This is a genomic window from Caballeronia sp. LjRoot34 (assembly GCF_964253815.1).
Lineage (GTDB): Bacteria > Pseudomonadota > Gammaproteobacteria > Burkholderiales > Burkholderiaceae > Caballeronia.
Genome location: NZ_CAXUSB020000001.1, coordinates 2,078,460 through 2,103,078, shown reverse-complemented (window position 1 = coordinate 2,103,078; position 24,619 = coordinate 2,078,460). Strand labels below are relative to the sequence as shown.

Genomic DNA, 24,619 nt, shown 5'->3' with positions numbered 1-24,619 from the left:
GCAGCGGGCAATAAAAAAGGCGAACCGGAGTTCGCCTTTCTCGTGAATGCTGGCGGAGTGGACGGGACTCGAACCCGCGACCCCCGGCGTGACAGGCCGGTATTCTAACCAACTGAACTACCACTCCTTTTTTACATCTTTTGCAACGATCCAGGCCCGAGTCCGCGCAGCCGATTATTTCAATCATTTGCAACAACCCGCGGGCCGATTGAACTGGAAAGCGGTGTGCCGGAAGGTTTGATCAACACCCTGCCAGCCTTGTTCCACAACCGTTTGCTCAATCGGGGACGAAGTATACAACGAAAAATCATACGATGCGAAATTTTCTCTCGCGACGCAGCAAAGACCGCTTCCGCGAGAATTGCTCCAGCGGGATTCCACCGGGCCGCGAAGCTAATCGCCGTTGGCTTCCACTAAGCCGTTGAAGCCCATTGAAGCCCGTTGAAGCCCATAGCGACGGTGAAAAGAGAAGATTCCAATTAGCTCGCGGGGGGGCATTTCATGGCCATCGCGAAATGCACCCCCGGCACGAACGCTGCGTCAACGTCCCCCCACTCCCTGCGATGCGGTTACGTCGAGCGATGGGGCGCCCGGAATCTGAAGCGGCTCGATCTTGCCCACGATCACCAGATAACTGAACGCGCCGAGGAAACAGAAACCGCCCGCGACGATCAGCGGAATGGTGAACGACCCTTTGGTGAGTGCGAGCATGAGGCCGGTGAACGTGGTGATCACGATGCCCGCGAGGTTCGACGCAAAGTTCTGGATGCCGCCGATAGACGCGACGTAATCCGGCGTGGGCGCCACGTCGCCGGGAAGCGACCAGATGCTCGCAGCGGCGAATGCGAGGCTGCCATACGCAATTCCAAACGATGCAAGCATCACATACGTGCTGGTCGTAAACGCCGAGAGCGTGATGATCGACGAAAGCAGCATGCCGCCGACCATGCAGGTCTTGCGCGACTTCGTCAGGCTCCAGCCGCGCTTATAGAGCGCGTCCGAAACGATGCCGCCGAGCCAGCCGCCCGGAATGGAAATGAGCGCGGGAATCATGCCGAGCGTGCCGAGCGACTTGAGCGAAAAACCGCGCGTCTGCACGAGATAACTCGGGAACCACGTGATGAAAAAGTAGATCACGAAGTTCAGGCAGAAGAACCCGAGCATCATGCCCCACAGCGTGCGATGCCTGAAGAGCGAGGCCCACGTGACGTTCTGGCCAGACATTTTTCCGCGCGGCACAGGCGTTGCGTTTTCCGCGCCGGTCAGATCTCCACGCGACGGATTGCGGTAGATCAGGAACCAGCCAAGCACCCACAGCAGGCCGACCGCACCCGTCGCGACGAACGATGCTTCCCAGCCGAAGCCGCTGATGATCAGCGCGACAATCGGGATGGAGAGCGCCGAGCCGACCCGCGAGCCGCTATCGAAGATGCTGGTGGCGAACGCGCGCTGCGCCGGTTTGAACCATTGCGCGACCAGCTTCGTACACGCCGGATAAGCGCCCGCTTCACCCATGCCGAGCATCAGGCGGCAGCCGAACATGCCCGCCACGCTCGTGGTCGCCGCCGTGAGCGCGGTGAACACCGACCACCAGCCAACCGCAAGCGGCAATGCAATGCGCGCGCCGGCTTTATCGACGAACCAGCCGAACGGCATTTGCATCAGCGCGTAGGTCCAGAAAAAGCCGCTCATCACGAGGCCCATTTGCGCCGGGCCAATGTTGAGCGCCTTCTCTATTTGAGGGGCGGCGACTGCGAGGTTCGCGCGATCGACATAGTTGATCGCGATTGCCAGGAAGCATAGAAATATGACCATCCAACGCATCTTGCGCATGCTTTGTCTCCTCCGGTACGGCTCGTTTTTTATCTACGATGCTCGGGTCCTGGCGATGCTGCGAGTAAGCGCAGGATCGGCCCGGTCAAGCATGGTGTGTGCGCTTGGCCGGGGCGTTACATGCTACTCGTTAAATGCGGGTGTTTGCACGGTCGGCGCTAACGGTCAGGGTGTTCCCTGACCGATGCCCGAATTCTTACAACAAGAAAGCTTCATTGCATGGCAATGGCTGTTCGCGCCAACAAGAGCCATGCATGGCGACAACGGATGGTCCTGGTTTCCATGCGACCGGCGCCTCCTCACGCCCCCTTGCATATCTCATGAAGCGCGTTGAGCCGGCGCACCGGATCGGCCACATACGGATTCGATTCATCCCATGCGTAACCCGCCAGCACGGCGCTGATAAAACGCTGAATATGCGGTGTTTTATGCGGATAAAAGATGATGTCCTGCAACTCGCCGGTGTACCACCGCTCGACGAATGCACGGAACGTATCAATCCCTTTTCGTAGCGGCACATCGTACGCTGCCTGCCAGTCGGGCGTCTCTCCGTTGAGCTGCCGCTCGAGTGTTTGTACCGCCAGATGCGCGGAGCGCAGCGCGATGGTCACACCCGATGAAAACACCGGGTCAAGGAACTCGCCGGCATTACCGAGCAGCGCGTACCCGGGACCATGCAGCCGCTCGACGTTGGCCGAATACCCGCCGATATGCCTTACCGGCATCAGGAACGGCGCCTCCCCGATGAGCCCATTGAGCGTCGGCTCCTGCTGGATCAGCGCGCGCAGTTTTGCATCGCGTTCGTTCTCGGGACAGTCGAGGAAACTTGCTTCGGCTACGCACCCGACCGACGAGCGTCCGCCTGCCAACGGAATCATCCAGAACCATACATCGTGATGCTCTGGATGCGTCGCAACGCAGATCTTGTTGCGGTCCGTCGAGCCTGCCGGGATGCCGTCTTGCACATGCGTAAAGATGGCCGCACGCGTGGGCATGCGCGTGGGCGCCTCGAGATTCAGAAGACGGGGCAATACACGGCCGAAGCCGCTTGCATCGAGTACAAAACGCGCTAGCACCCGGTACTCGACTCCCGCTTCATCGATCACGTCCAGCACGGGCGCGGTGCCGGTTTGCATCGCCTGCACGGTGTGGCCGAAACGCACTTCGGCGCCCTGGTTTGCGGCGCAGCGGATCAGCAGATCGTCGAATACCGCGCGTTCGACCTGGTAGGTCGTGCCCCATCCCGGCGAATGTTTATCGCGGAAATCGAAGGACGACGACTGGTCGCGATAAATAAAATGCGCGCCGTTCTTGTACTGGAACCCGGCCTCGACGACGGCCTGCAGCATGCCGGCCTCCTCAAGGTATGCCATGCTCTGCGGCAACAGGCTCTCGCCGACCGAAAAGCGCGGAAAATGCTGGCGTTCGAGCACGAGCACCGAACGGCCCGCCTTTCTGAGCAGCGCAGCCGCGACCGCCCCCGAGGGGCCTGCGCCGATGATGGCTACATCGACGGTCGTGTCTTGTTTCGAAGAATCAGTATTCAAGTGTGCCTCGCTTAGGCCCTGGGGCTGTCTGTGGAATTTCTTGCGGCGCACGTTGCTGGATCATTTCCGTGGATCAGTTGCCCGCTCTTGCTTCAATGCGTGTCATGCTTGCGATTACAATGACGTGCGCCCTGCTCGCATCCTTTGTTGCCGGAGAGAAATCGTGTCGTTATCCGAAATATCCAGCGTTGCATACGTGCCGGAGACAGCCTTCGGGCTCTGGTTTCTGCGTACCGCCACGTGGGAGCATCACGTGCTGCGCGTAGCGATCAATGATCTCAAGCGCCTGGTCGATACCACCCTGCCCGTGGCTCCGGTGATTGTTGATGTGGGCTGCGGGCAAGGTCAGTCGTTCCGGCTGCTTGGCAACGCGTTCAGGGCCGGCCGGATCATCGGAGTCGATTTCCATGAGCCTTCGCTCGTGGAAGCCCGGAATGCGGCGCAGGCTTGCTCGCAGGACGGCGACTGGGCGACCGAGATCGAGTTGCTGCGCGGCGACTGCGCACGCCTGCCCTTGCCCGATGCAAGCGCCGACATCGTGTTCTGCCATCAGACCTTTCATCATCTCGTGGATCAAGACCGCTCCCTGAGTGAATTTCGCCGGGTACTGAAACCCGGCGGGGTTTTGCTGTTCGCTGAATCCACCGATGCGTATATCAAGTCCTGGGTGATCCGCTTGCTGTTTCGCCATCCCATGCATGTGCAGAAAAGCGCCGACGCTTACCTCGACATGATCCGCAACGCCGGCTTCGCATTCGGTTCACAAAACGTTTCCATGCCCTACCTGTGGTGGAGTCGCGCGGCGGACTTCGGACTCCTTGAACGGCTCGGGTTGCATCGGCCGCTGCCGGGCAAGCGTCGTGAAACGCTGGTCAATGTGGCTGCGATCAAGGCAGGTTGAATCCACTGATCGCAGCTTCCTTCAATTTCAGGGTTGACGCGCGCCAAGCACAACACCATCCCGCACTCGCAAGGCCACCGCTTTTCAAGCACCCTTCCACGCATCGAAGACCAAGCTGGCGCAACTGCCGCCGAACCCGAATGAAATCGACATCGCAGTGTCTATCTTCATCGGCCGCGATGTGCGCACGAGCGGCATGCCACTCACGCATGGATCGGGCGTTTCGATCGGCCCCGTCCCCGCGACAAAACCATCGCGCATCATCAGCAAAGTGTAGATCGCTTCGTGCACGCCACAGGCTCCAAGCGGGTGGCCGGACAATCCCTTCGTCGATGAAAACAGCGGGATGTCATCGCCAAATACATCACACAACGCGTTCAGTTCTTCGACGTCGCCAAGCGGTGTGGAGGGCGCGTGCGTGTTGATATACGACGGACGTGTGCCAGCTTCGTCGAGTGCGCCACGCATGGCGCGCGCGATGCCCGATGCATGCGGACTCACCATGCCCGCGCCGTCCGTGCAATGGCCGAAGCCGGTCAGTTCGGCGTAAATGCGTGCGCCCCGCGACAACGCGTGGTCCAGCGACTCGAGCACCAGCACGCCGCCGCCCGACGCAATCACGAAACCATCGCGCGTGCTGTCATAAGGACGCGAGGCACGTTCCGGCGCGTCGTTAAAACGCCTCGACAATGCACCCATTGCGTCGAACAACAGGGTCATGTTGTCGTGCAAACCTTCGCTGCCGCCCGCGAGTACGATCTGCTGGCGGCCGGTCTGGATCAGTTGCATCGCCTGGCCGATCGCCAGGGCAGATGTGGTACAGGCCGACGACGGCGAATAGCTCATGCCCTCCAGCCCGAACACCTGAGCCACGTTCGCCGATGTGGTGCTGCCCATCACTTGCGGGACCGCATATGGCGGCACTTTCTCGATACCGCGCGCGTGGGCAATCGTCATGGCTGCGTCATAGGCCGAGATCGTACCGGTGCCCGAACCGATCACCGCGCCGGCACGCGGCGAACGCAACAGGGAGAGATCGAGGTTGGCATCGTGTATTGCCTTGCGCGCTGAATGACATGCAAAACGCGCCGTATCGCCCATGAAACGCTCGAGCTTGCGATCGAACGGCGGTTCGTCCGCGATCGACGCCACGCCCGCCACCTGACTTGCCAGACCACGTTCACGCCACGCATCGACGCGGGTAATACCGCTTCGCCCCTCGCGCAAGGCGGAGGAGACTTCATCGAGCGTATTACCCAGGCACGACACAATGCCCATGCCCGTCACGACCACGCGTGACAGGCCACGGGGGGCAGGCACAACGCTCATGGCACGCGCCTGAAAATCAGCGACGTATTGATGCCGCCGAACGCGAAGTTGTTGCTCATGACATATTCGGCATCGATCGTGCGGCCGCTATCCACGATGTAGTCGAGCGCCGCGCAAGCTGGATCAACCTGTGTCAGGTTCAGCGTCGGCGCATACCAGTTGCGCTTCATCATCTCGATGGTCCACCACGCCTCCAGCGCACCACACGCGCCCAGCGTATGGCCGACGTAACTTTTCAGCGAGCTGATCGGCAAACGCTCGCCGAAGGTCTGCGCGCTCGCGTGGCTTTCGGCTACATCGCCGCGATCCGTCGACGTCCCATGCGCGTTGACATAGGCAATGGCTTCAGCCGGAAGCTGTGCGTCGCGCAGTGCGAGCTGCATGGCGAAGGCCATGGTCCCGGCCGATGGCTGCGTCATATGCGCGCCGTCCGAGTTGCAACCAAAGCCTACGATCTCCGCGTGAATGCGCGCTCCGCGTGCAAGCGCGTGTTCATACTCTTCGAGCACCAGGGTCGCCGCGCCTTCACCGACCACGAGGCCGTCACGGGCGATATCGAAGGGGCGCGGCGTCAGGTGCGGCTCGTCGTTGCGCGTGCTGGTGGCATAGAGCGTGTCGAACACGGCGACGGCCGGCCCCGACAACTCCTCAGCGCCGCCCGCGAGCATCAGCGTCTGCTTGCCGGCAGCAATCATCTCGTAGGCGTAGCCAATCGCCTGGCTGCCCGATGCACACGCGCACGATGTCGGCACAATGCGGCCCTTCAGGTCCCAGAACAGGCTGACGTTGACGGCCGTGGTATGCGGCATCATCTGCACGTAGCTATTCGAGGTCACGTCGCTCATCGAACCGGTTTCGACCATCTTGCCGAATGCGCGAATCGGCTGGACCGATCCGGACGACGATCCGTAGGCCACGCCCATGCGGCCGTCCTTGATCGTGAGGTCGTCGGCGAGACCCGCATCGGCCAGCGCCAGTTCGCTCGCGCGCACCGAATACAGGGACACGGGGCCCATCGAACGGGTTTTCTTGCGCGGGTAATGAGCTGGCGCGGTGAAGGCGGGCAAGGGGCACGCGAGTCGCGTATGCAGCAGCTCGAAGTAGTCCCACTCGGGCATCCGGCGCACGGCGTTGCGGCCGCTTCGCAAGTTTGCCTCGATCTCGTCCCAGGCGTTGCCGAATGCCGTGACGCCACCCATGCCGGTAATGACGACGCGCTTCATCAGATCATCCCGCCATTGACGCCGATCACCTGCCGCGTGATATACGAGGCCGCATCCGACATCAGGAAGCTGACCACGGACGCCACTTCGGCCGGTTGTCCGACGCGGTTCATCGGCACCGTCTTCAATGCCTGTTCGAGCGGTACACCCTCAAGCATGCCGGTGTCGATCAATCCGGGGGCCACGCAGTTGACGGTAATGTTGCGGGTCGCGAGTTCGACAGCGAGCGCCTTCGTGGCGCCGATAAGTCCGGCCTTCGCCGCGCTGTAGTTCACCTGGCCGCGGTTGCCCATCACGCCCGAGACAGAGGCGATTGTCACGATGCGGCCGCCCTGCTTCGCGCGCACAAGCGGCATGGTCAACGGATGCACGACGTTATAGAAAGAGTCGAGACCGGTTTCGATCACGATGTCCCAGTCCTCTTCGGTGAGCGCCGGGAACGCCGCGTCACGCGTCACGCCCGCGCAACAGACGATGCCGTAATACGCGCCGTAGGTGGCCACGTCGGCCTCGAGCACTTCTCGGCATGCGGCGCGGTCTCGTACATCGAATTGCAGCACGCGCGCCGTGCCGCCCTGCGCGGCAATGCCGGTCGCGACCGCTTCGGCTTCGGCGCGGCCGCTGCGGCAATGCACGGAGACCGTGAAGCCGTCTGCCGCGAGTTGATACGCTATCGCGCGGCCGATGCCGCGGCTTGCGCCCGTTACAAGAACACGCCGGCTCATGATCCGAAACTCCCTTCGATGAATGACTGAAAATCAGCCGGTTGATACACCTTGATGACTGCCTCCGCACAGCACACGCTGCCGCGATTCTGGCCGTGGTCGTGTTCCCGATCGTGATGGATCGAGCATTCGTACGCGCCGTGGCCTTCGTCGCCTCGCAGCAGTTCTTTCACTTCGATGCGCAATCGGGCATCGCGCGCAAATGCCGGTACATGCGCCTCGTACCGGCGCGACCCGAGCAGTACGCCGGGACGTGCCCGACCGCCTGCGCGCATCGCGAGTAAAGCAACATGCGCCGCAATTGCCTGCGCCATCAGTTCGATGCCGATCCACGCCGGCATCGCGCCGTCGGCATCGGCATACCAGGCATCCGCGCGAACGCTTGCGTAAGCGGTCAGGGTTTCGTCGGTGCAGGCGCTGACGCGGTCGAGCAGCAGCATCGTGCCCCGATGCGGCAAGATCGTTTCAATGGGGCCGAAGCCGTTGTCATTCATCTGGGTCGTCATGGTCATCATCGGCCGAGAATCAGACTGACGTTGCTGCCGCCAAATGCAAACGAGTTGCTCATCACGTATTGCGTGCCCGCCATGCGCGGCAGATATCGCTCGCTTTCGATCAGATCGAGTGGCGGCAACGCCGGGTCGGCCTCCCCGTCCCACAGATGACGCGGTAAAGCGACGTTGTCGCGTGCGAGTGTAAGCCACGCGAACCCCAGCTCAGTCGCGCCCGCTGCGCCGAGTTGATGCCCGGTCAGCGGCTTGGTGCCGCTGACCGCGACGCCATCCTTGAACACCCGCGCCATCAGGTGCGCTTCCATGTCGTCATTCTTGCGCGTCGCCGTTGCGTGGAGGTTCACATAAGCAATATCAGCCGGAGCAAGACCGGCGTCCGCCAGTGCTGCGCGCAATGCGATTTCACCGCCCGCGCCGTGTGGATCGGGTGCGGAAATGTGATGTGCATCGCTTGATTCACCCACGCCCGCGAGCACGACCGGGCCTTCGTCGCGGCTCATCAGGAACACGGCCGCGCCCTCGCCAACGTTGATCCCGCAGCGATTGCGGCTCATCGGATTGGAGCGGACCGCACTCGTCGATTCGAGTGACGCGAAGCCCTGAACGGTTAATTCGCATAACGAATCTACGCCGCCGACTACAACCGCATCGCACAGGTGCAACTGGAGCAGTCGACGCGCGGAGACGAACGCCTTGGCGCTCGATGTGCATGCGGTCGAGATCGTGAATGCCGGACCATGGAGGTCGAGCGCTGCGGAGGCGAACGGCGCCACTGTACCGATTTCCACTTGCCGATAGTCGAAGCCCACGGGCAACTTGCCTGCTTGGGCCTGATACACAAACGCAGCCTCGGCCGCTTCAATACCCGATGTGCTCGTGCCAAGCACCACGCCAATCCGATGCGAGCCGTAACGCTCGCGAGCGGCTTCTACCGCCGGCGTGATCTGCGCAAGCGCCGCGAGCAGCAGCCGGTTATTGCGGCAGTCATAACGCGCGAGTGATTCCGGGGGCGCGAGATCGAGCGGCACGATAACGCTGCCGGCGAATGCATCGCCAACGCCGGTATGGATCGTTCCCATGCCGGGCGACACGCCGGCCGCGAGCGCCGGCACGATCGAGTCGATGCCGTCTCCGAGTGCATTGATCAAGCCAAGCGCGTGTAGATAAACCCGTGGCCCGTTCATGCGGCCCTCCTTCGTTCCGATGGCATGCCGATAGGCGCAAGCAGCACCGATACCGCGATGCCCAGCGCCAGTGTCGCGCCAAAACTCCTCAGCGCGGGCATCGCGCTCATGGCGAGCAGGCCGAAGGAAAGCAGCGTGGTTGCCGCCGAGAGCAGCACGCCCGTCCATACGGCACCAAGATCGGCGTCGGCACGCGCGGCGCCTTCGCGCAGGAACACGGCGTAGTTTGCGCCCACGCCGAGTACGAGCATCAATGCCAGCCAGTTGAAGAGATTCAGCGGCACGCCGGCATAGCCGAATACGGCGAGCGTCACGCCCACCGCCAGCAACACCGGCAGCGTGACGGCAATGCCGCCGAGCGGCCGGTAACGCGCCATCATAAGCAGGAGCACGAGCAGCAGCGCGCCGGCCAACCAAATGCCGCTATCGACACGATAAGCGCCGAACAGCGTCGACACGCTCGCGGCTTTATCGACGAAGGTGACGCCTGCCAGCATGTGCGCCGTGGCAATCAGCGCGGGCAGGTTCGCCGCCGTAACGCCTTGCGGAATTACGACAGAAGCGTATCCGCCCGACGTCGATGCCGGGTCAACTCTGCCGAGCCACAAGTGACGGAACGGTTGCGACCACGGCGCTGCAAGCCAGCTATCGACACTCAGTACCGCATGGTCCGACTTCGCGTAGGCTGCGAGCCACGCGTCGGCGACTTCATCGCGGAAACCGGCTTGAACAAGCGTCGCGCGCAACGCGGACGGATCGTTGAATACGCGTTGACTGAGCAGGGTACGGTCCTCGCCCTGCCGCTTCGCCGACGGAACGAATGACGTTACTGATTGCCAGCTACTCAGCCTGGCCGCGCCTGTCAAACCGTCGAGCTTCGCGCTCAGTGCTTCAGCGCGCTCCAGCACGATTTCGGGCGTCTCGCCGCGCACGACGAAGAACTGTGTGCTGTTGTCGAAGCCGACCGCGTCGCGGACCTTCTGCTCCTGCGCCATGAGCACAGGATCGCGCTGGATCAGCAGATGGATGTCGTCGTCGCTCGTGAGCCGTAGCCAGCCCGGCACGGCGACGATGAGCAGCAGAGCCGCTACGCCCCATGCTCGCCGTCCGCCGATCACTGCACGCCATGCGCCAAGCAGACGTGCCGCTCCATCGAATACGCGCTGCGGACTACGCTTGGGTGCACGGACCAGCAACGCCGGCAACAGCCACAATACCGACGCAAACGCGGTACATATCCCCACAATCGCAAAACATGCAATTTGCTTGAGCGCAGGAAACGGTACCCACGTGAGGATGGCGTAACCCAGTAGGCTTGTCGTCAATGCGACTGTCAACGCCGGCCGCACGGTGCGCGCGCCGCGCTGCGCATCCCAGTCACCCCCCGCACCGAGATACACCACAAAATACTGGATCGAATAGTCGACTGCCTCGCCGATCAGGCTCGCACCGAACACGAGCGTCAGCAGATGCAGCTTGCCGAATATCAGCATGGTGGCGGCGAGCGCGCAGACAATGCCGAGCGCTGTCGAGACGAAGCCGAGCAGGATCAGCCGCGGCGAACGGAACACCCACAACATCAGCAACGCAATTCCGCAGAGCGATGCGATACCGATTAAATGCACCTCGCGCTCTGAAGCAGCGCGCGCAGCCTCCGCGTAGAAAACGGCGCCGGTGCGGGCTAACGTGACATCGGGGAAACCTTGTTTAAGAGCGCGTTCGCCGCCAGCCACGGCTTCGTGGACCGCATGCTGGACCTTCGATTCGTACGCCGAACCTGGCAACGTCGCCATCACAAGAACACTGGTCGCATTGCCGCGATGCGCCACTAGCAAACCGTCTTCAACCTCCAGGTTCGAGGTCGCAAGCGGTAAGCCCGCAAGCCAGTGTTCGAGCCAGCCGAACGGATCATCGGCGAGTTGGGTCGCGAGGCCGCTGCGCAGCGGGCTGTAGAGACGTCGCGCGAGTGTGTCGTGCAAGGAGGCCGTGCCGTCTGCAAGCGCGGTGCGATCGGCAGGTGCAAGCAAGCCGAATCGATACGGCATGTACAGCCCGGAGATATTCGATAAATCGAATGGAGGCAGCTCCGCCGTCACCGAGCCGAACGCTTTACTTGCCGACAACATCGCCCCAAGCTGTTTCGCTGCGGCTTTGGCGTGTGCTGCATCATCGCTGGTTACGAGGAAAACTGTACGATCGCCCAGCGCCGTCGCCAGGGTATCGACCGCCTTTTCAGCGACCGGATCTGCTTCCGTTGCTGGCAATAACGCGAGCAGGTTCGTTTGCAGCGGCGACGGCCCGGCAAATCGCCACACACAATAAAGCGTTGCGACGAGCGCGAGCAGCAGCCAACCGACGCGCATGCCCCACGCCGGTTTTGCGACCTGTGACTGCGGCACCTGCATCATGGCGCTCCGAACAGCGTGCGATCGGCTGGCGGCAGCTCACTCACCGCCGCGCTGTTCGCAAAGTCGATGCGCGTAACGTCGCCATTCGCAAGCGTGATGCGCAGCGCCTGCAAATAATCCCCGCCGCTCATCTCAAGGCCCTTGATCGACTGGGCGAGTTGCGGTTGATTCGGCGTCAGTTGCATGCGCCATTGCGCCGGTGTGCCGTCCGCGTGCACATCGAATTGTGCGTAGAGCGCCGAGAGATCGCCACCCAGCATCGCGCGCATCATCCGGGAAACCTGTGCCACGCCGCGCACGCCGCTGCCACTATTCGAGTTCGTCCGCTGGCCGCTGGAGTTGACCTCGCTCACACCGGTATCGGTGATGACGTAGGTCGCTTTGTACGGTGTATCGATCTGCCAGATCACGCCGCGTTCACGAAAAAAAATCAGCGAGCCCGTGCTGACTAGCGGCTGTTTCATTGCGGACAGCGTTTGAGTTTGCGTGAACTGCGCGCGAACGCCCTTTGCCTGAGCGAGATGCCCCGCTATCTGCGAAACAAGACCCGTATTGCTCGCCGATGCAGGCTGCGCCGCGAAGACCGGTATGGACAACGAGATAAACAAAGACGCAACAGCGCTAAGCCAATTCAACGTGCCCATGCGCGCTCCAGTTTCTCGATCACCACGGGCGGCGACACGAATTGCAACTCCTGCGTCGCGGCGTGAATAGCAACCTGGATCGTATAGCCCTTGGTCAGCCGCTCGCCTGAAGCGGCATCGACAATCTCGTAACCAATCTTCAGGCGGTTTTCATATTCCAGCAACTGCGCGCGTACCTCGATCTGCTGCCCGTAGGTAGCCGGGCGCACGTACTTGAGATGCACTTCGACGATGGGCCACAGATAACCCGATTCCTGCATCTCGCGATAGTCGTAGTCGAACACCCGCAGCAGCGCGGCCCGGCCGATCTCGAAGTACTTCAAGTAGTGGCCATGCCAGCAGACGTTCATGGCGTCGACGTCGTGGAACGGTACTTCAACTGGCGCACTCGCCGTCAGGACCTTGGGGGCCGCAGCTTCACTCATGCTGATCCTCGCTACGGTAACCTGCGACCAACTCACACGCCGCGATCCGCGCAGTCAATGCGCGCAGGTCGCTTTCGAGCGCGCGGTCTTCATCGACGAACGGCGATCCGGCTGTCACGCTATCCATAAATTTACGCAACGGCGGGGGGATGGGCGTCGTATTGTTGATGCGCAGACGCAAGCGCGCGGCCTGGACAGTAGCGAGCGTATGAGCCGCGGCGACTTGCTCGGTCAGCTCCAGGATCCGCAGGCAATCACGTGCGGCGATGGTGCCCATGCTCACTTTGTCCTGGTTATGCGCCTCGGTCGATCGCGAGAACACGCTGGCGGGCATGGTCAGTTTGAGCGCTTCCGCGGTCCATGCCGACGACGATATCTGCACTGCCTTGAAGCCGTGATTGATCGATGCCCGCTCCGGCGCCGCGCCCGACAAACTGCTCGGCAGGCCGTTGTTGAATTTATCGTCGACTAGCAGCGCGAGTTGGCGATCCATCAAATCGGCAAGATTCGCGACGGCCACTTTCAGCGCGTCCATCGCGAAGGCAATATGGCCGCCGTAGAAGTTGCCGCCATGCAGCACGCGTTCACCATCGGGATCGATCAGCGGATTATCGTTGGCGCTGTTCAGTTCGTTCTCGACATCGCGACGCACCCACGACAGCGCATCGCGCGCAACGCCGATCACGTGCGGCGCACAGCGGATGGAATAGCGATCCTGCAAGCGATGCCCCGGCGTGTCCTCGCGGCCGGCGAGATCCTCGCGAATCCATGCCGCGGCTTCGGCCTGCCCCGCGTGTGGTTTGACTTCGAACAGCATGGGATCGAAGTGCGCGGCGCGGCCGTCGAGCGCGACGGTGGACAACGCGGTCAGGCGGGCGGCGAGCCGCGTCAGATGACCGGCACGGGCGAATGCGAGGCACGCGAGGCCCGTCATGACCGCCGTGCCGTTCATCAGCGCGAGCCCTTCTTTCGGCGCGAGCGTGAGCGGTGTGTGGCCTAGTTTGGTCCAGACGCTGCGGGCATCGCACAACTCGTCGCGGAACCGCACGTCGCGCTCGCCAACCAGCGCGGCCGCCACGTAGGACAGCGGCGTCAGGTCACCGCTTGCCCCCACCGATCCCTCCGATGGAATCCGCGGCAGCACGCGATAATTGATCAGGTCCGCGAGTCTTTCAAGCAGCACGTGCCGTACTCCCGAGAACCCGTATGCCAGCGAATTGAGCCGTGCGGCGATGACGGCGAGCGTCTGCGCGTCGTCGAGATGCTGGCCCATGCCACAGCCGTGATAACGCAGCAATTGCAGGGGCAGGACTTCGACCAGTTCCATGGGTACATCGACCACGCAAGAGTCGCCGTAACCGGTATTGACCCCATAGACGGTTGCGCCCTGCAAAAGATGGCGGCGCAGGAATTCGGCGCCGCGTTCAATGCGTGCGCGCCACGCCGGATCGGCACTCAAGGCGACAGGCGTTCGCCGATGGGCAATCGATACGACCTCCTCGATCGTCAGCCGCCTGCCGCCGATCACAATGGCTTCCTCGGCTATACAAGCTGGCTCGCCGCCAAGATCATGTTCGGCCATTCGCGTCTCCATTTCCATTACCCTTGGGACGCGCCCAGAAATCGAAAAAATTGAACCATTGATAAGGCGCCTTGCGGCAATAGTGTTCGAGACGCAACGCATAACGCTGCGCCCAGTCCGCGAGATGCTGCGCACGTTCCCGGCGCGGCAACTCGATGCGCTGCGCGAACGGCTCGAAGTAGAGCCTGTAGCCCTGCTCTTCCTTCAGGCAGAAAAACAGGTACACGGGGCAACCTAGCGCGTGGGCCAACACGTAAGGGCCTTGTGCGAAAGGCGCCGTCGAACCCAGAAACTGCGCCTCGGTCGTGCGGCCGGAATCATGCGCGGGCACGCGGTCGCCGACGATCACCAGCAGCTCGCCTGCCTCCACCCGATCCTGCATCATCATCGCCGTCTCGGGGCCGAAGTCGCTGACCTCGACAAGACGTTGCGCGAACTCGCTATTCGCCGATGCCAGCACGCTGTTGAAACGGCGCGCGTGCTCCGTATAGACAACCGCGGTGATCTTCGCATGCGTGCCGCGCGTGGCAAGCGCCCGGGTCATCTCGAGGTTGCCGAGATGCGCGCCGATTACAAGCGCGCCACGGCCGCTGGCGTTCAACGCTTCGAACGCGGCCGGGTCATCGAACTTCACGTCGTCCATGCTGACGCGACCCGACCATGCAGCGAGTTTATCGAAGCCGGATCGCGCGAACGCGAGCATGTGTTTGTACGCGGACCACCATCCTGGCCGAGGCGTTCCATCCTGCGGTGCTGCCTGCTGGAGATGCATGAAGTAAGTGCGCGACGCAGCGCGTGCACGGCTCCCGGTCAGCAGAAAATACGCGACGATCGGATGCAGCCACAATGCGGTGAAGCGCGTGCCGAAGAGACGGCAGCTAAGCGCAAGCAAGGACATGCCGAGATGGCTGCCGCGTTCCGCGATATGCCACCAGTGCTGCTCGTTTTCATTCGATGAAGTTTCAGAAGCGCGCGGCATCAGCTTGTGTGCGATTAGCATTGGCAGCCTCCCCAGCATGCCCGCGACGAGCCGTGTGTGAGTACGGCTGATGCGCACGTTGTCCCACAGTACGTCGAAGTGCGAAACGCCGTCGCTCGCATAGGTAACGCGCGTCGGGATCGAACGGAACGCTGTCCGGCGCCAGTACAACCGCACCAGTATCTCGATGTCGAAATCCATTCGCGTCGGCAACTTGACGTCATCAATCAACGCGCAGACCACGTCAAGCGGATACAGGCGAAAGCCGCACATCGAATCGCGAATCGTGAACGAAAGCGTTTCGATCCATACCCACACATGCGTCAGATAACGGCCGTAGAGACGCGACTTCGGCACGGAGTCGTCGTAGACGGGGCGACCGAGAATCACCGCGTGAGGTTCCGCGCGCGCGGCCTCGATGAAGCGCGGTACATCGGCGCCGTCATGCTGTCCGTCCGCGTCGATCTGCAAGCCATGCGTGAAACCAGCTTTGCGCGCCGCTCGCAGGCCCGCCATCACCGCCGCGCCCTTGCCGGCGTTCACGGGCAACCGGATCAGCGTGAGCGTGTCCGCGAACTGTTGGCGAAGCGTGGCGAGTACATCCTGGGTGGCCTGGTCGCTGCCGTCATCGACGATAAAAAGTGGCAACCCATGCACGCTGAGATTCGCGACGGTCGCGCTGATCGCGTCCTTGTGGTTGTAGATCGGGATAATGATGCACGGCAGTATGGGCGACCCAAAGCTCATGCGATCCCCCGATAAACAATCACACCGGACGTGCACTCTCTGTGCCCAAGCCGATACGCAAATTGCACCCGCCAGCGCGACGCGTCATGCGTCAACGTGAGATCGAGCAGCGCGCCGGGTGGCACCGGGGCCTTGAACTTCAACTGCTCGATCGATGCCAGCATGCGTACGTCCGGCACTTGCTCGGCGGCCAATCGTATCGCCCAGTCGATCTGTACAACGCCCGGCAGGATCGGCAAGCCGGGAAAGTGGCCGGCGAAATGAACCAGTGTCGGGGGCACGCGAAGTTCGTAGTGCAACGCGGTCTCGCTGCGCACTTCGGAGAGCAGCTCCACGCCGTCCGCGCGTGCATCGAATGCAGCGGCGACAGCCGCCGCCGGCAACTTCCCACGCGCATCAAACGGAAGTGTGAAACGGAAACGCCAGAAACGCGGCAGCACGACGATATCGAAATACGCCGCAAGGTGGCGGCGCAGGATCTTGGCGAGCGCCACGCGTCCTCGTTCCAGCAGCGCTTCACTACCAGCTGCAGTGAGGACCACCACCGCGCCGACACGCTCGCGCGACATCCCTCCAAGCGACACAACCGCCCCCTGCGCCACATACGGATGCAGTCCAAGGCGCGCTTCGAGCTCGGGCAGCGACACGCGCTTGCCATCGAGCTTGATCACGCGATCGAGGCGGCCTTGCAGACGAAAGCGCCCGTCCGTGTCAAACGCAATGGTGTCGTCGGTACGATACCAATCGTCATGGCCCAGATGCGGTGAACGCAGGTTGAGCGCACCGTCGTCACCGCGATGAACCTCGATACCGTTCAACGCTCGCCACGCATCCGTCTGATCCTGCCGACGCCAGGCGATACCGCCCGTTTCCGTGCTGCCGTAGATCTCGACGGGCGCCGCGCCGAACGCCGCGGCATATTTGCTCGCCGCGTCTGCCGCAAGCGGACCGCCCGATGAAAAGAACACGCGGGGCGCAGGACTCAAACTGGCGAAACCATCGAGTTCAGGCCAGCGCGATAGTTGCGCCGGCGTGGAGACCACGACCGTGGATTCCGGCCCGCACTGTGCGATCCGCGCCTGCAAATGTTGCGGTTCGATGCTGAGCGCGCGGTCGAATGCGCGTCCGGCTGCGAGCGGCCAGAACACGCGAAACAGCAGCCCATAGATATGATGATGCGCGACGCTGCCGAGCACGGTTGCGTCGCCAACAAGCACGCCCCACTGCGCCTCGAGCGTATGAACTTCGGCGTTGAATTGTGCGAGCGTCTTGCGGATCGGCTTCGGTGTGCCACTGCTGCCGGAGGTGTACAGCGTGAGCGGCGCATGTGGGTCGATCGATGCAAAAGATCCGATGTACTCCGAACCAGACACCAGCGCGGGCATGTCCGCATCGGTTAGTACGGCATCGTAGGCATTCGATAGATCGGCCAGATAACCGGGCGCTGCATGTGCCGGAATGACCGGTTCCTTGCCGCAGGCGAATAACGCAAACAGCGCGCAGGCGAAGTCGAACGGATCGTCAATGCACAATGCATAGCGCCGCGCCGGCTGCTCGCTTAAACGCGCGGCGATGGCTTGCACTCGCGCGAGGAACGCAGAGAAATCGAGCACGTCGGCGCCGTCGCGGCAAACCGGCGTGCCGGCGTCACGCCTGGCCCACAACAGCTCGTGCAACGCGATCATGCCGCCTCCGAGCGCGCGGCGCGCGGCAGCACGGCCACGTAGCGCCATACGATCTCTCCAACCAGCAGCACCCCTATCAGGCCATACGCGATTGCGCCGTTGTAGAGCGACCACGCAGCACGCGTCCAGAACAACGCGGTATAGGCGGAAAACGCACCGTTCAGCGTGAAGAACACGCACCACATTTGGGTGACCCGGCGCGTGTATCGCACGGCATGCGCGCCAAGCGCCGGCTTGCCCATGCGCGCGAATTTTTCTACCATCGATGGCCCGCGCACAAGCGTCGCGCCAAACGCGACCAGCAGTCCAAGGTTCACAAACGAGGGATACAGATGCAGCAGCAATTCACTGCCGGACAATACGATCCCCGCCGATACGCAGCTTAAAAGGCCCGCTACGCACCAGTCGGTCGCGGTAAGCTGGCGCAGCGATGTCGCGAACGTGCCGGTCCCGGCCCAGCGCTGCAGCCAAAGCAAAGCAAATAGCGCGGCGCCGATGTATCGCGGTGAATCCCAACGCCACGCACACAAGATCATCAACGGGTAGGCGACCTTCAGCGCAACCTGCAGAACCGCGCGCGGCCAGCCAAGGGGCCTCGCGTGCAAACCCGGGCCGCAAGCCTCAGGCGCTGCGGCATCCTGCCCGCCGGCACGTGAATGCTCCGCTTGCATCACCCCTGTTCCGCCAGCAACGACTCCACCGCACCGATCACATCGCCGACCGTGCGTACCGACTTGAACTCTTCCGGCTTGATGCGTCGTCCGGTCATTTCCTGCAGCTTGATAGCGAGATCGACGGCGTCGATGCTATCCAGGTCGAGGTCCTCGTACAGATGCGCTTGTGGCGTCACGCGATCGGGCTCGATCGCGAAGTTCTCTTTGAAGATGGCGCGGATGCGCTCAAGGATCTCTGTCTCGGTCACGATTTGCTCCCCTTTTCTCCGATGTCGTTCGTAGCGCTCAGCCCGCCCTGCTGGCTGGCGACCAGCGCGGCGAGCGTGCTGATCGAACGGAAGTGCTCTCGCGTGCGTTCGTCGTTCGCCGCAATAGTCAATTGGTAGTGTTTGCGCAGCACGATGCCGATCTCGAGCGCGTCGATCGAATCGAGCCCGATGCCATCGGTTTCGAACAGCGGCGCATCGTCATCGATGTCCGCAGGCGTCAGGTCTTCCAGATCGAGTGCATCGATCAGAAGCTGCTTAATTTCCAGTTTCAAAGAATCCATAGTCGAACAGCCGCTGGTTAATGTGCGCCTCAATAGCGCTGGTCAAAGTGCGCGCGGCAAGGGCCGGAGAAAAAGACTCATGCGATGCATCATGCGCCATGGGCCGCTCTGCCATGACGGGCTCGAGCACGGTCACGCGGATGCGGAATGCCCGCGACGGCACGTGATACCAGCGCATCTGCTTGGTGAAGGCCGGCGGGTCGCAGTCCATCAGCACGGGCAGGATCGGCGTGCCTGCCTTGAGGGCGATGTGCGCAAAACCGCGCGAGAATGCGTGCAACCGGTTCGGCGCGGGACTACGCGTGCCTTCCGGAAAAATGATCATGGTATAGCCCGCAGCGATCTGGCGGGCACTGGCTTCAACGAGTTCGACCGGGTCGACGTTGCTCACATATTCGGCGGCCCGCACGATGCCCCAGAAGCAGGGATTACCCCAGTGCGCGTTCTTGACCACGCAACAGGCGGAAGGCGTAAGCGCGAGCAGCACCACCACGTCGAGGTAGGTCGGATGATTGGCCACGACAACCACGGGGCCGGCGTCGCGCAAGGCGGCGGCTCCCGAGACTTCCAGTTCCATCACGCCGATCCACTGCAAAACGGCCACCAGCGCCCGGAAGAACCAGTGAATGATGGTCGTCACCATCCGTTGACGCAACGCGCGATGCGGCCACAACCACGCGAGCGGAAACACCAGCATCGAGAACAGCAGTCCGCAGACGCCGAACACGACGAAGCTCATGCCCGTGGCGACCAGCCGCCAGCCGTAGTTAAGCCGCGCCTTCATGCCAGCTCCAATGCCAGGTCGTACCGGCGTTTTTCCATGTAGCGGGCGCCTGTGTGTCGAGGCAGCGTTGGATCGCTTCGCTCTGCGTAAGGAAATTGTCGGGCACGGCGAAAGGTCTCAATGAAGGTCCCAATGCCGGTTCCGGATTTCCGGAAAGGCCACCCGTAGCCGATATTGTGCATGCAAGCCGTCCTGCCGCGCGGGTGTCGAGCAGGATCGCGAGCGCGCCGCCTTGCACCTCGTCTTCAATCGTGCCGTAGGCGGCATCGGCCGGCTCGTCGGCATAGACCAGCAGCACGGGGGACGACGGATCCGCTTCGAATTGCGCGTGCGCTTCGAGCAATGCAAACCCAAGCGTTTGCGGCCCGGCGGAAATCGCGCTGGCGGGCGAACGATCGCCGCGGGCGATGCCGAAAATGCCGGTCATCGCGTTGAGGACGGACAGGCTGAAAGCGGTCGGCGAAACCGGCTCGCCCGCGCTGATGGCGCGCAGGATGTCTGTCGTGCGCCGCAGTTCACCATGCCGCGATGCGAACACTACCCGCACGCGGTCCCGCTCAGCCACGCAGTCATGGGCGACCTTGAGGGCGCTTCGGGACAGGCTGCTCAGACGACGCCGGACGATCGGCTCGATGAAGCTGATATCGGCGGTCGCCGCGGCAGCGGTGGCTGACCATCGGGCAACGGGCATGGTCCAGCGCAGATCGTGCATACGATGTTTACGGTTTGAAAGACACCAGCACTTCACCAGGATCCGCCTGTGCGGGCAGCACATGAATGGGCCCGCTTCAACCGGACGATCTTCAACCCGCTGTCCGAAGATGACCGGCGGTTATACCGATGCCTGTACCGACTTAACGGCATTTTGTGCCGATTGTTAAATACCATATGGGGTACATGAAGCGGGTAAATGGATATCTGGATTTGGACCGGCTCCGCGTTGAGGGGCGAATCATACTGAAAATTGCTTGTTAAATCAGCCAGAAAACCCGTTCACGTCTGGATAAGTCCCACATATACGACGCAGAGCCAGAATAGATTCCATGCGCCCCGACCGAAATTCGGGCGCGATACCGCCAATCTAGCCGCCGCACCGTCATTGTCCAAATCAAAAAAGTTACGGAATGTATGTTCCGCCGCGTGCTGGCTATCACTGGCGGTGCCTCCTCTCCTCACCGGTCGTTGATCCGCTCGTCCAGGCAACTCGCGCAATAGTCGCGGCGATCATCAAGAACAGGCCTCTCCCGGAGCTGTGCGGGGCTGCCGGAGCGTTGCCTATGCCCGGTGCCTTGCAAAAAATAAGTCCGGAAATAGTGACCTGACCGGTGCATCGCTCGGCTTCGTACAATGGGTAACGTTTCTTACCTGGTTTCTTACTTGATGGGGCGACAGGACGTACTGCCGGTCTCTGTGTCGCCGTGAGACCCGAATGCCTCTCGTAAGGTAACGAACTGCAGCCCTCGCTTTTTGGCGGCGTCGAAGATCCTCGGCAATACGCAGAGCAAGACGGGTTGACCGTCGTCGGTAATGGCGGCGGCGCCATCGTGGAGCAGCAGGATGTCGCGCGGTGCCAGATCACGCAGCAATCGCCGTGCCACGATTTCGGGGTCGCGCTCGCGGGTATCGAAGCCGCGTCGTGTCCAGGCGGCCAGCCTTAGATCGAGCTTTTGCAAGACTGGCTCCAGCAGGATATTGCGCAAGCCCGCCGGCGCCCGGAAAAACGCCGGCCGCTCGCCCGTCAGTTCCGTCAGCGTGCGTTGCGCCGTATCGATTTCCCGGCTTAGCGCGCCCATGCCCGTCACCGAAAAAGTATGCACATGCTTCTGCGAGTGGTTCTCCACGGCATGTCCTCGCGCGACGATCTCGCGGGTCAACGCGGGATATCGGCGCGCGCGTTCGCCAATCAGAAAAAACGTGGCGCGAACCCTGTGCGCATCGAGCAGGTCGAGGACCTGGGGCGTGACGAGTGGATCAGGACCGTCGTCGAGCGTGAGCGCGATGGCGTTTGCGTTACGCGGGACGGCGGGCAAGCGAGTCCAGTTGGCGCCGAGCAGCGTTGAGCGCGGCCATAGTCCCGCGGCCGTCACCGTCGCATGGTTGATCGCCGTGCCGGCCAGCCACCAGGGCCACATCTCCGGCGCGGCGGCGCAGCCCGCTAGTGCCACCGCATGCCACGCCGCCGTGACCTTCAGCGCGAGGGGAGACCCTGTCACAGGCCAGCGACGCTCGGACGCTGCATCCGGATCGAGTTGCAGTCGCGGATGAAGTTTGAGCATGCGTGTTCCTTCTTTGATTCCAATAACGTTTAACCGTTTATACGCTAATAAAAAATGCCCCCGGGCAGGCCGGGTTGAACACGACCCAAGTTTACCTATTTCCTACGGAAGGCATTCGCAGGCGTTGGCACTCATTGTGGTCACGTGAATTTTAACGTTTAGCGGTAGCGTCAGAGCGTTTTCACGGTGATATCGTCGTAACGCCTGAGCTTGTAGATCGCGATGGAGACGATCCAGCTCACAATGAATACGCCAATGACGATGTAGCCCAACAGCCCGAAGTGCTCGTTGACGCTGCCGATAGAATCCCAGAACGGGCCCTTGAGCCCGAAGTTGTCCTGGAGCAAACCCAGCACCTCGATGCCGCCAATCAACACCGCGACCACCACTGAGACAAACGTGATCGTGATGTTGTAGTAGAGCTTGCGCATGGGCCGGACAAAGGCCCAGCGATACGCACCGAGCATCAGGATGCCGTCGGTGGTATCGACCAGCGACATGCCCGCCGTGAATAAGATCGGCAACACGAGCACCGACCAGAACGAGAGGCCATGCGACGCCTGGGCCGCCGATATGCCGAACAACGCAACCTCGGTCGCGGTATCGAATCCGAGCCCGAACAGGAATCCAACCGGATAAAGATGCCAGCTACGCGATACCAGTTTCAACAGCGGCCGAAGCAAACGCGACAGGAAACCGCGATTGTTCAGCAGGAGGTCGAGATCGGTTTCGACCAGCGGTTCGCCACGGCGCACGGCGCGAAATGTCCTGATCACAGAGGCCAGCACAATTAGGTTCGCGATGGCCAGGACGAACAGGAACAGCGCCGAAACACTGGTGCCGATCAGACCGCCGATGCCTCTCAGGTCATCGAAATGAGCCGTCAGCGCTGTCGCGGCGAAGGCGACACCAACTGTGAGCGCGACGACCACCGTCGAGTGTCCGAGCGAGAAAAACAAGCCGGCGCCGAGCGGACTGCGGCCTATCTGGAGCAGCTTGCGCGTGACGTTATCGATAGCGGCGATGTGGTCCGCATCCACCGCGTGGCGCAGCCCGAACGTGTACGCTAAAAGCGCAGTGCCCAGAAGCGCAGGCTGCCCGTGAAAAGCCGTCAGTGCCCATGTCCATGCGAGCACATTGAAGACGAGGAGGAGCGCATAGATCCCAGTGATTTTGTGGCGCAGACCCGTTGGGCGGTCATTAAAAAGCTGAGACATTTGTTTTAGCATCATGAGCCTCGCATCCTTCCGTGCCCTTCGCACAATCAACAGCCGCGCCGCTCGCGCTTAACGCACCGTTTCCCCGACCTCTGCCAACGCGGCTGCTTCCAGCCATGCGTACCACGCCTTCATCCCCGCCCCGGTTTGCGCCGATACCTGCAGTACTTCGATAGAAGGATTCACCTGCCGCGCATACGCAATGCAGCGTTCGACATCGAAACGCAAGTGCGGCAGCAGATCGATCTTGTTCAGCAGCATCAGGCGGCTTGCACGGAACATGTGAGGATACTTGAGCGGCTTGTCTTCGCCCTCGGTCACCGACAGGATCACCACTTTCGCCTGTTCGCCGAGATCGAACAAAGCGGGACATACAAGATTGCCGACGTTCTCGATCATCAGCCATGCATGCGAAGGCGGATCGAGTTGCGCCAGCGCGCGCGAGATCATGCTGGCATCGAGATGGCAACCCGTGCCCGTGTTGATCTGTACTACACGGCAACCGGTCGCGCGAATGCGCTCGGCGTCGTTGAGGGTCGCCTGATCGCCTTCGATGACCTGGATCGACTGGGTACTGCGTAACGCCTGGAGATCGCGGATGGTACGTTCAAGCAGCGTGGTCTTGCCCGCGCCCGGCGAGCTGACGAGGTTCAGTGCGGTGATATGGCGGCTCGCCAGCCAGCCACGGTTGTGTTCGGCAAGCAACTGATTCTTCGCCAGAACATCCTGTTCGAGCGCGATTGTTGTGCCGTGGGTTGCCGCGGCAATCGCCACTTCGGAGAGGGACGCCGGCGAGTGTTCGGTGCCCGGGTGATCGAGGGCTACAGGCGTTTGTGCGTGGTGGTGTTCGTGAACGTGAGTTTCGTGAACATGACGATGCGCCCGCGCATGCAGATGCGCGGCCACGCTCACGCCGGCGCCGCCGCCCGCCAGTTGCCGCCACGAACCCGGTTTGCGCGCCGCACCGCCTTCCCCTTCCGCCGGCGTCTCAATTCGCTCACCGGTCTCAGGGTCTGTGATCACCGTGTCGGCACCTTTCGAGCAACCGCATGTGGTACACATCAAGCCACCTCCATCTGTTTTATCTTCAGCTCGCTGCCGGCCAGCAGTTCAAGATTGACGCTTCCGCACGCGCAGTGTTCGAGCAGGTCGGTCATGTCCACGCTGCCGCCGCAGTCCAGGCATCGCGCCAGGCCCGGTGTCTCGACAATCTCCAGCGCCGCGCCTTCGACCACGGTGTCTTTTGCGCAGACATCGAAGCAAAAACGGATTGCGTCCGGCATCACCGCCGACAACCGCCCGATCTCCAGCGTCACGCGCAGTACCCGCGCGCCCATCGCGCGTTCGGCGCACAACTCGACCACACTATTCGCGATGCTCAGTTCATGCATGAG

Annotated in this window: 23 protein-coding genes and 1 tRNA gene; 1 reads left to right on the top strand and 23 read right to left on the bottom strand. The window is 62.0% G+C overall.

Annotated features, from left to right (window positions below; all coding sequences use genetic code 11):
* Positions 1-50 precede the first annotated feature (50 nt).
* The 3 genes from ACSQ36_RS09465 to ACSQ36_RS09455 all read right to left on the bottom strand — a co-directional run bounded on the left by ACSQ36_RS09465 (position 51) and on the right by ACSQ36_RS09455 (position 3,380).
* Positions 51-127 (bottom strand) — tRNA-Asp (locus ACSQ36_RS09465).
* A 413-nt stretch (positions 128-540) separates the two neighbouring features.
* On the bottom strand, positions 541-1,833 hold the full coding sequence (locus ACSQ36_RS09460) for an MFS transporter (protein WP_436181725.1): 1,293 nt from the start codon (positions 1,831-1,833) through the stop codon (positions 541-543).
* A 299-nt stretch (positions 1,834-2,132) separates the two neighbouring features.
* A complete protein-coding gene (locus ACSQ36_RS09455) occupies positions 2,133-3,380 on the bottom strand; it encodes an NAD(P)/FAD-dependent oxidoreductase (RefSeq protein WP_436181724.1) in 1,248 nt (415 codons plus the stop codon).
* Positions 3,381-3,543: 163 nt separating this feature from the next.
* Between ACSQ36_RS09455 and ACSQ36_RS09450 the strand changes: the two genes are divergently transcribed.
* Complete coding sequence (locus tag ACSQ36_RS09450; RefSeq protein ID WP_436181723.1) at positions 3,544-4,281, top strand: class I SAM-dependent methyltransferase; 738 nt, start codon at positions 3,544-3,546, stop codon at positions 4,279-4,281.
* Positions 4,282-4,365: 84 nt separating this feature from the next.
* On the opposite strand, the gene ACSQ36_RS09445 is transcribed toward ACSQ36_RS09450, so the two are convergent.
* The 20 genes from ACSQ36_RS09445 to hypA all read right to left on the bottom strand — a co-directional run bounded on the left by ACSQ36_RS09445 (position 4,366) and on the right by hypA (position 24,616).
* A complete protein-coding gene (locus ACSQ36_RS09445; protein ID WP_436181722.1) occupies positions 4,366-5,610 on the bottom strand; it encodes a beta-ketoacyl synthase N-terminal-like domain-containing protein in 1,245 nt (414 codons plus the stop codon).
* Entirely contained in the window at positions 5,607-6,833 is a 1,227-nt protein-coding gene (locus ACSQ36_RS09440) for a beta-ketoacyl-ACP synthase (protein ID WP_436181721.1), read from the bottom strand. Before ACSQ36_RS09440 ends, ACSQ36_RS09445 begins: the two co-directional genes overlap by 4 nt.
* A complete protein-coding gene (locus ACSQ36_RS09435) occupies positions 6,833-7,558 on the bottom strand; it encodes a 3-ketoacyl-ACP reductase FabG2 (protein WP_436181720.1) in 726 nt (241 codons plus the stop codon). Before ACSQ36_RS09435 ends, ACSQ36_RS09440 begins: the two co-directional genes overlap by 1 nt.
* On the bottom strand, positions 7,555-8,070 hold the full coding sequence (locus ACSQ36_RS09430) for a hotdog family protein (protein WP_436183140.1): 516 nt from the start codon (positions 8,068-8,070) through the stop codon (positions 7,555-7,557). Before ACSQ36_RS09430 ends, ACSQ36_RS09435 begins: the two co-directional genes overlap by 4 nt.
* Positions 8,070-9,254: a beta-ketoacyl-[acyl-carrier-protein] synthase family protein gene (locus ACSQ36_RS09425; protein ID WP_436181719.1), complete on the bottom strand. Its 1,185-nt coding sequence runs from the start codon at positions 9,252-9,254 to the stop codon at positions 8,070-8,072. Before ACSQ36_RS09425 ends, ACSQ36_RS09430 begins: the two co-directional genes overlap by 1 nt.
* A complete protein-coding gene (locus tag ACSQ36_RS09420) occupies positions 9,251-11,659 on the bottom strand; it encodes an MMPL family transporter (protein WP_436183139.1) in 2,409 nt (802 codons plus the stop codon). The genes ACSQ36_RS09425 and ACSQ36_RS09420 overlap by 4 nt, the downstream gene beginning before the upstream one ends.
* A complete protein-coding gene (locus tag ACSQ36_RS09415) occupies positions 11,659-12,306 on the bottom strand; it encodes a LolA family protein (protein WP_436181718.1) in 648 nt (215 codons plus the stop codon). The genes ACSQ36_RS09420 and ACSQ36_RS09415 overlap by 1 nt, the downstream gene beginning before the upstream one ends.
* Positions 12,294-12,731, bottom strand: a complete 438-nt coding sequence (locus ACSQ36_RS09410) for an acyl-CoA thioesterase (RefSeq protein ID WP_213763882.1) — start codon at positions 12,729-12,731, stop codon at positions 12,294-12,296. Before ACSQ36_RS09410 ends, ACSQ36_RS09415 begins: the two co-directional genes overlap by 13 nt.
* Complete coding sequence (locus ACSQ36_RS09405) at positions 12,724-14,313, bottom strand: HAL/PAL/TAL family ammonia-lyase (protein WP_436181717.1); 1,590 nt, start codon at positions 14,311-14,313, stop codon at positions 12,724-12,726. The genes ACSQ36_RS09410 and ACSQ36_RS09405 overlap by 8 nt, the downstream gene beginning before the upstream one ends.
* Entirely contained in the window at positions 14,300-16,039 is a 1,740-nt protein-coding gene (locus tag ACSQ36_RS09400) for a glycosyltransferase family 2 protein (RefSeq protein ID WP_436181716.1), read from the bottom strand. The genes ACSQ36_RS09405 and ACSQ36_RS09400 overlap by 14 nt, the downstream gene beginning before the upstream one ends.
* The gene (locus ACSQ36_RS09395) at positions 16,036-17,724 is read right to left on the bottom strand and encodes an AMP-binding protein (protein WP_436183138.1); all 1,689 of its coding nucleotides are present in this window, start codon (positions 17,722-17,724) and stop codon (positions 16,036-16,038) included. Before ACSQ36_RS09395 ends, ACSQ36_RS09400 begins: the two co-directional genes overlap by 4 nt.
* Positions 17,721-18,395, bottom strand: coding sequence for a hypothetical protein (locus ACSQ36_RS09390; protein ID WP_436181715.1), 675 nt, complete (start codon positions 18,393-18,395; stop codon positions 17,721-17,723). The genes ACSQ36_RS09395 and ACSQ36_RS09390 overlap by 4 nt, the downstream gene beginning before the upstream one ends.
* Positions 18,395-18,646: an acyl carrier protein gene (locus ACSQ36_RS09385; protein ID WP_031359256.1), complete on the bottom strand. Its 252-nt coding sequence runs from the start codon at positions 18,644-18,646 to the stop codon at positions 18,395-18,397. Before ACSQ36_RS09385 ends, ACSQ36_RS09390 begins: the two co-directional genes overlap by 1 nt.
* Positions 18,643-18,948, bottom strand: coding sequence for a phosphopantetheine-binding protein (locus tag ACSQ36_RS09380; RefSeq protein ID WP_213763886.1), 306 nt, complete (start codon positions 18,946-18,948; stop codon positions 18,643-18,645). The genes ACSQ36_RS09385 and ACSQ36_RS09380 overlap by 4 nt, the downstream gene beginning before the upstream one ends.
* Entirely contained in the window at positions 18,923-19,732 is an 810-nt protein-coding gene (locus tag ACSQ36_RS09375; protein WP_436181714.1) for a lysophospholipid acyltransferase family protein, read from the bottom strand. Before ACSQ36_RS09375 ends, ACSQ36_RS09380 begins: the two co-directional genes overlap by 26 nt.
* The gene (locus ACSQ36_RS09370; RefSeq protein ID WP_436181713.1) at positions 19,716-20,444 is read right to left on the bottom strand and encodes a beta-ketoacyl synthase chain length factor; all 729 of its coding nucleotides are present in this window, start codon (positions 20,442-20,444) and stop codon (positions 19,716-19,718) included. The genes ACSQ36_RS09375 and ACSQ36_RS09370 overlap by 17 nt, the downstream gene beginning before the upstream one ends.
* A 661-nt stretch (positions 20,445-21,105) precedes the next feature.
* Positions 21,106-22,008 (bottom strand): polysaccharide deacetylase family protein, encoded by a 903-nt coding sequence (locus tag ACSQ36_RS09365; RefSeq protein WP_436181712.1) that lies wholly within the window; start codon positions 22,006-22,008, stop codon positions 21,106-21,108.
* A gap of 170 nt (positions 22,009-22,178) precedes the next feature.
* Positions 22,179-23,237: a HoxN/HupN/NixA family nickel/cobalt transporter gene (locus tag ACSQ36_RS09360; RefSeq protein WP_436183137.1), complete on the bottom strand. Its 1,059-nt coding sequence runs from the start codon at positions 23,235-23,237 to the stop codon at positions 22,179-22,181.
* Between the two features lie 57 nt (positions 23,238-23,294).
* Entirely contained in the window at positions 23,295-24,248 is a 954-nt protein-coding gene (gene hypB / locus ACSQ36_RS09355) for a hydrogenase nickel incorporation protein HypB (RefSeq protein WP_436181711.1), read from the bottom strand.
* A gap of 38 nt (positions 24,249-24,286) precedes the next feature.
* Positions 24,287-24,616 carry a hydrogenase maturation nickel metallochaperone HypA gene (gene hypA, locus ACSQ36_RS09350; RefSeq protein WP_436181710.1) on the bottom strand — a complete coding sequence of 110 codons (330 nt, stop codon included), beginning with the start codon at positions 24,614-24,616 and terminating at the stop codon, positions 24,287-24,289.
* Between the last annotated feature and the right edge of the window lie 3 nt (positions 24,617-24,619).

What these genes read in the sequence shown, in the direction of transcription:
- ACSQ36_RS09460 (WP_436181725.1), bottom strand. Translation starts at nt 1,833, where the DNA reads ATGCGCAAGATGCGTTGGATGGTCATATTTCTATGCTTCCTGGCAATC.
- ACSQ36_RS09445 (WP_436181722.1), bottom strand. Translation starts at nt 5,610, where the DNA reads ATGAGCGTTGTGCCTGCCCCCCGTGGCCTGTCACGCGTGGTCGTGACG.
- ACSQ36_RS09440 (WP_436181721.1), bottom strand. Translation starts at nt 6,833, where the DNA reads ATGAAGCGCGTCGTCATTACCGGCATGGGTGGCGTCACGGCATTCGGC.
- ACSQ36_RS09435 (WP_436181720.1), bottom strand. Translation starts at nt 7,558, where the DNA reads ATGAGCCGGCGTGTTCTTGTAACGGGCGCAAGCCGCGGCATCGGCCGC.
- ACSQ36_RS09430 (WP_436183140.1), bottom strand. Translation starts at nt 8,070, where the DNA reads ATGACCATGACGACCCAGATGAATGACAACGGCTTCGGCCCCATTGAA.
- ACSQ36_RS09425 (WP_436181719.1), bottom strand. Translation starts at nt 9,254, where the DNA reads ATGAACGGGCCACGGGTTTATCTACACGCGCTTGGCTTGATCAATGCA.
- ACSQ36_RS09420 (WP_436183139.1), bottom strand. Translation starts at nt 11,659, where the DNA reads ATGCAGGTGCCGCAGTCACAGGTCGCAAAACCGGCGTGGGGCATGCGC.
- ACSQ36_RS09415 (WP_436181718.1), bottom strand. Translation starts at nt 12,306, where the DNA reads ATGGGCACGTTGAATTGGCTTAGCGCTGTTGCGTCTTTGTTTATCTCG.
- ACSQ36_RS09410 (WP_213763882.1), bottom strand. Translation starts at nt 12,731, where the DNA reads ATGAGTGAAGCTGCGGCCCCCAAGGTCCTGACGGCGAGTGCGCCAGTT.
- ACSQ36_RS09405 (WP_436181717.1), bottom strand. Translation starts at nt 14,313, where the DNA reads ATGGCCGAACATGATCTTGGCGGCGAGCCAGCTTGTATAGCCGAGGAA.
- ACSQ36_RS09400 (WP_436181716.1), bottom strand. Translation starts at nt 16,039, where the DNA reads ATGAGCTTTGGGTCGCCCATACTGCCGTGCATCATTATCCCGATCTAC.
- ACSQ36_RS09395 (WP_436183138.1), bottom strand. Translation starts at nt 17,724, where the DNA reads ATGATCGCGTTGCACGAGCTGTTGTGGGCCAGGCGTGACGCCGGCACG.
- ACSQ36_RS09390 (WP_436181715.1), bottom strand. Translation starts at nt 18,395, where the DNA reads ATGCAAGCGGAGCATTCACGTGCCGGCGGGCAGGATGCCGCAGCGCCT.
- ACSQ36_RS09380 (WP_213763886.1), bottom strand. Translation starts at nt 18,948, where the DNA reads ATGGATTCTTTGAAACTGGAAATTAAGCAGCTTCTGATCGATGCACTC.
- ACSQ36_RS09375 (WP_436181714.1), bottom strand. Translation starts at nt 19,732, where the DNA reads ATGAAGGCGCGGCTTAACTACGGCTGGCGGCTGGTCGCCACGGGCATG.
- ACSQ36_RS09370 (WP_436181713.1), bottom strand. Translation starts at nt 20,444, where the DNA reads ATGCACGATCTGCGCTGGACCATGCCCGTTGCCCGATGGTCAGCCACC.
- ACSQ36_RS09365 (WP_436181712.1), bottom strand. Translation starts at nt 22,008, where the DNA reads ATGCTCAAACTTCATCCGCGACTGCAACTCGATCCGGATGCAGCGTCC.
- ACSQ36_RS09360 (WP_436183137.1), bottom strand. Translation starts at nt 23,237, where the DNA reads ATGCTAAAACAAATGTCTCAGCTTTTTAATGACCGCCCAACGGGTCTG.
- hypA (WP_436181710.1), bottom strand. Translation starts at nt 24,616, where the DNA reads ATGCATGAACTGAGCATCGCGAATAGTGTGGTCGAGTTGTGCGCCGAA.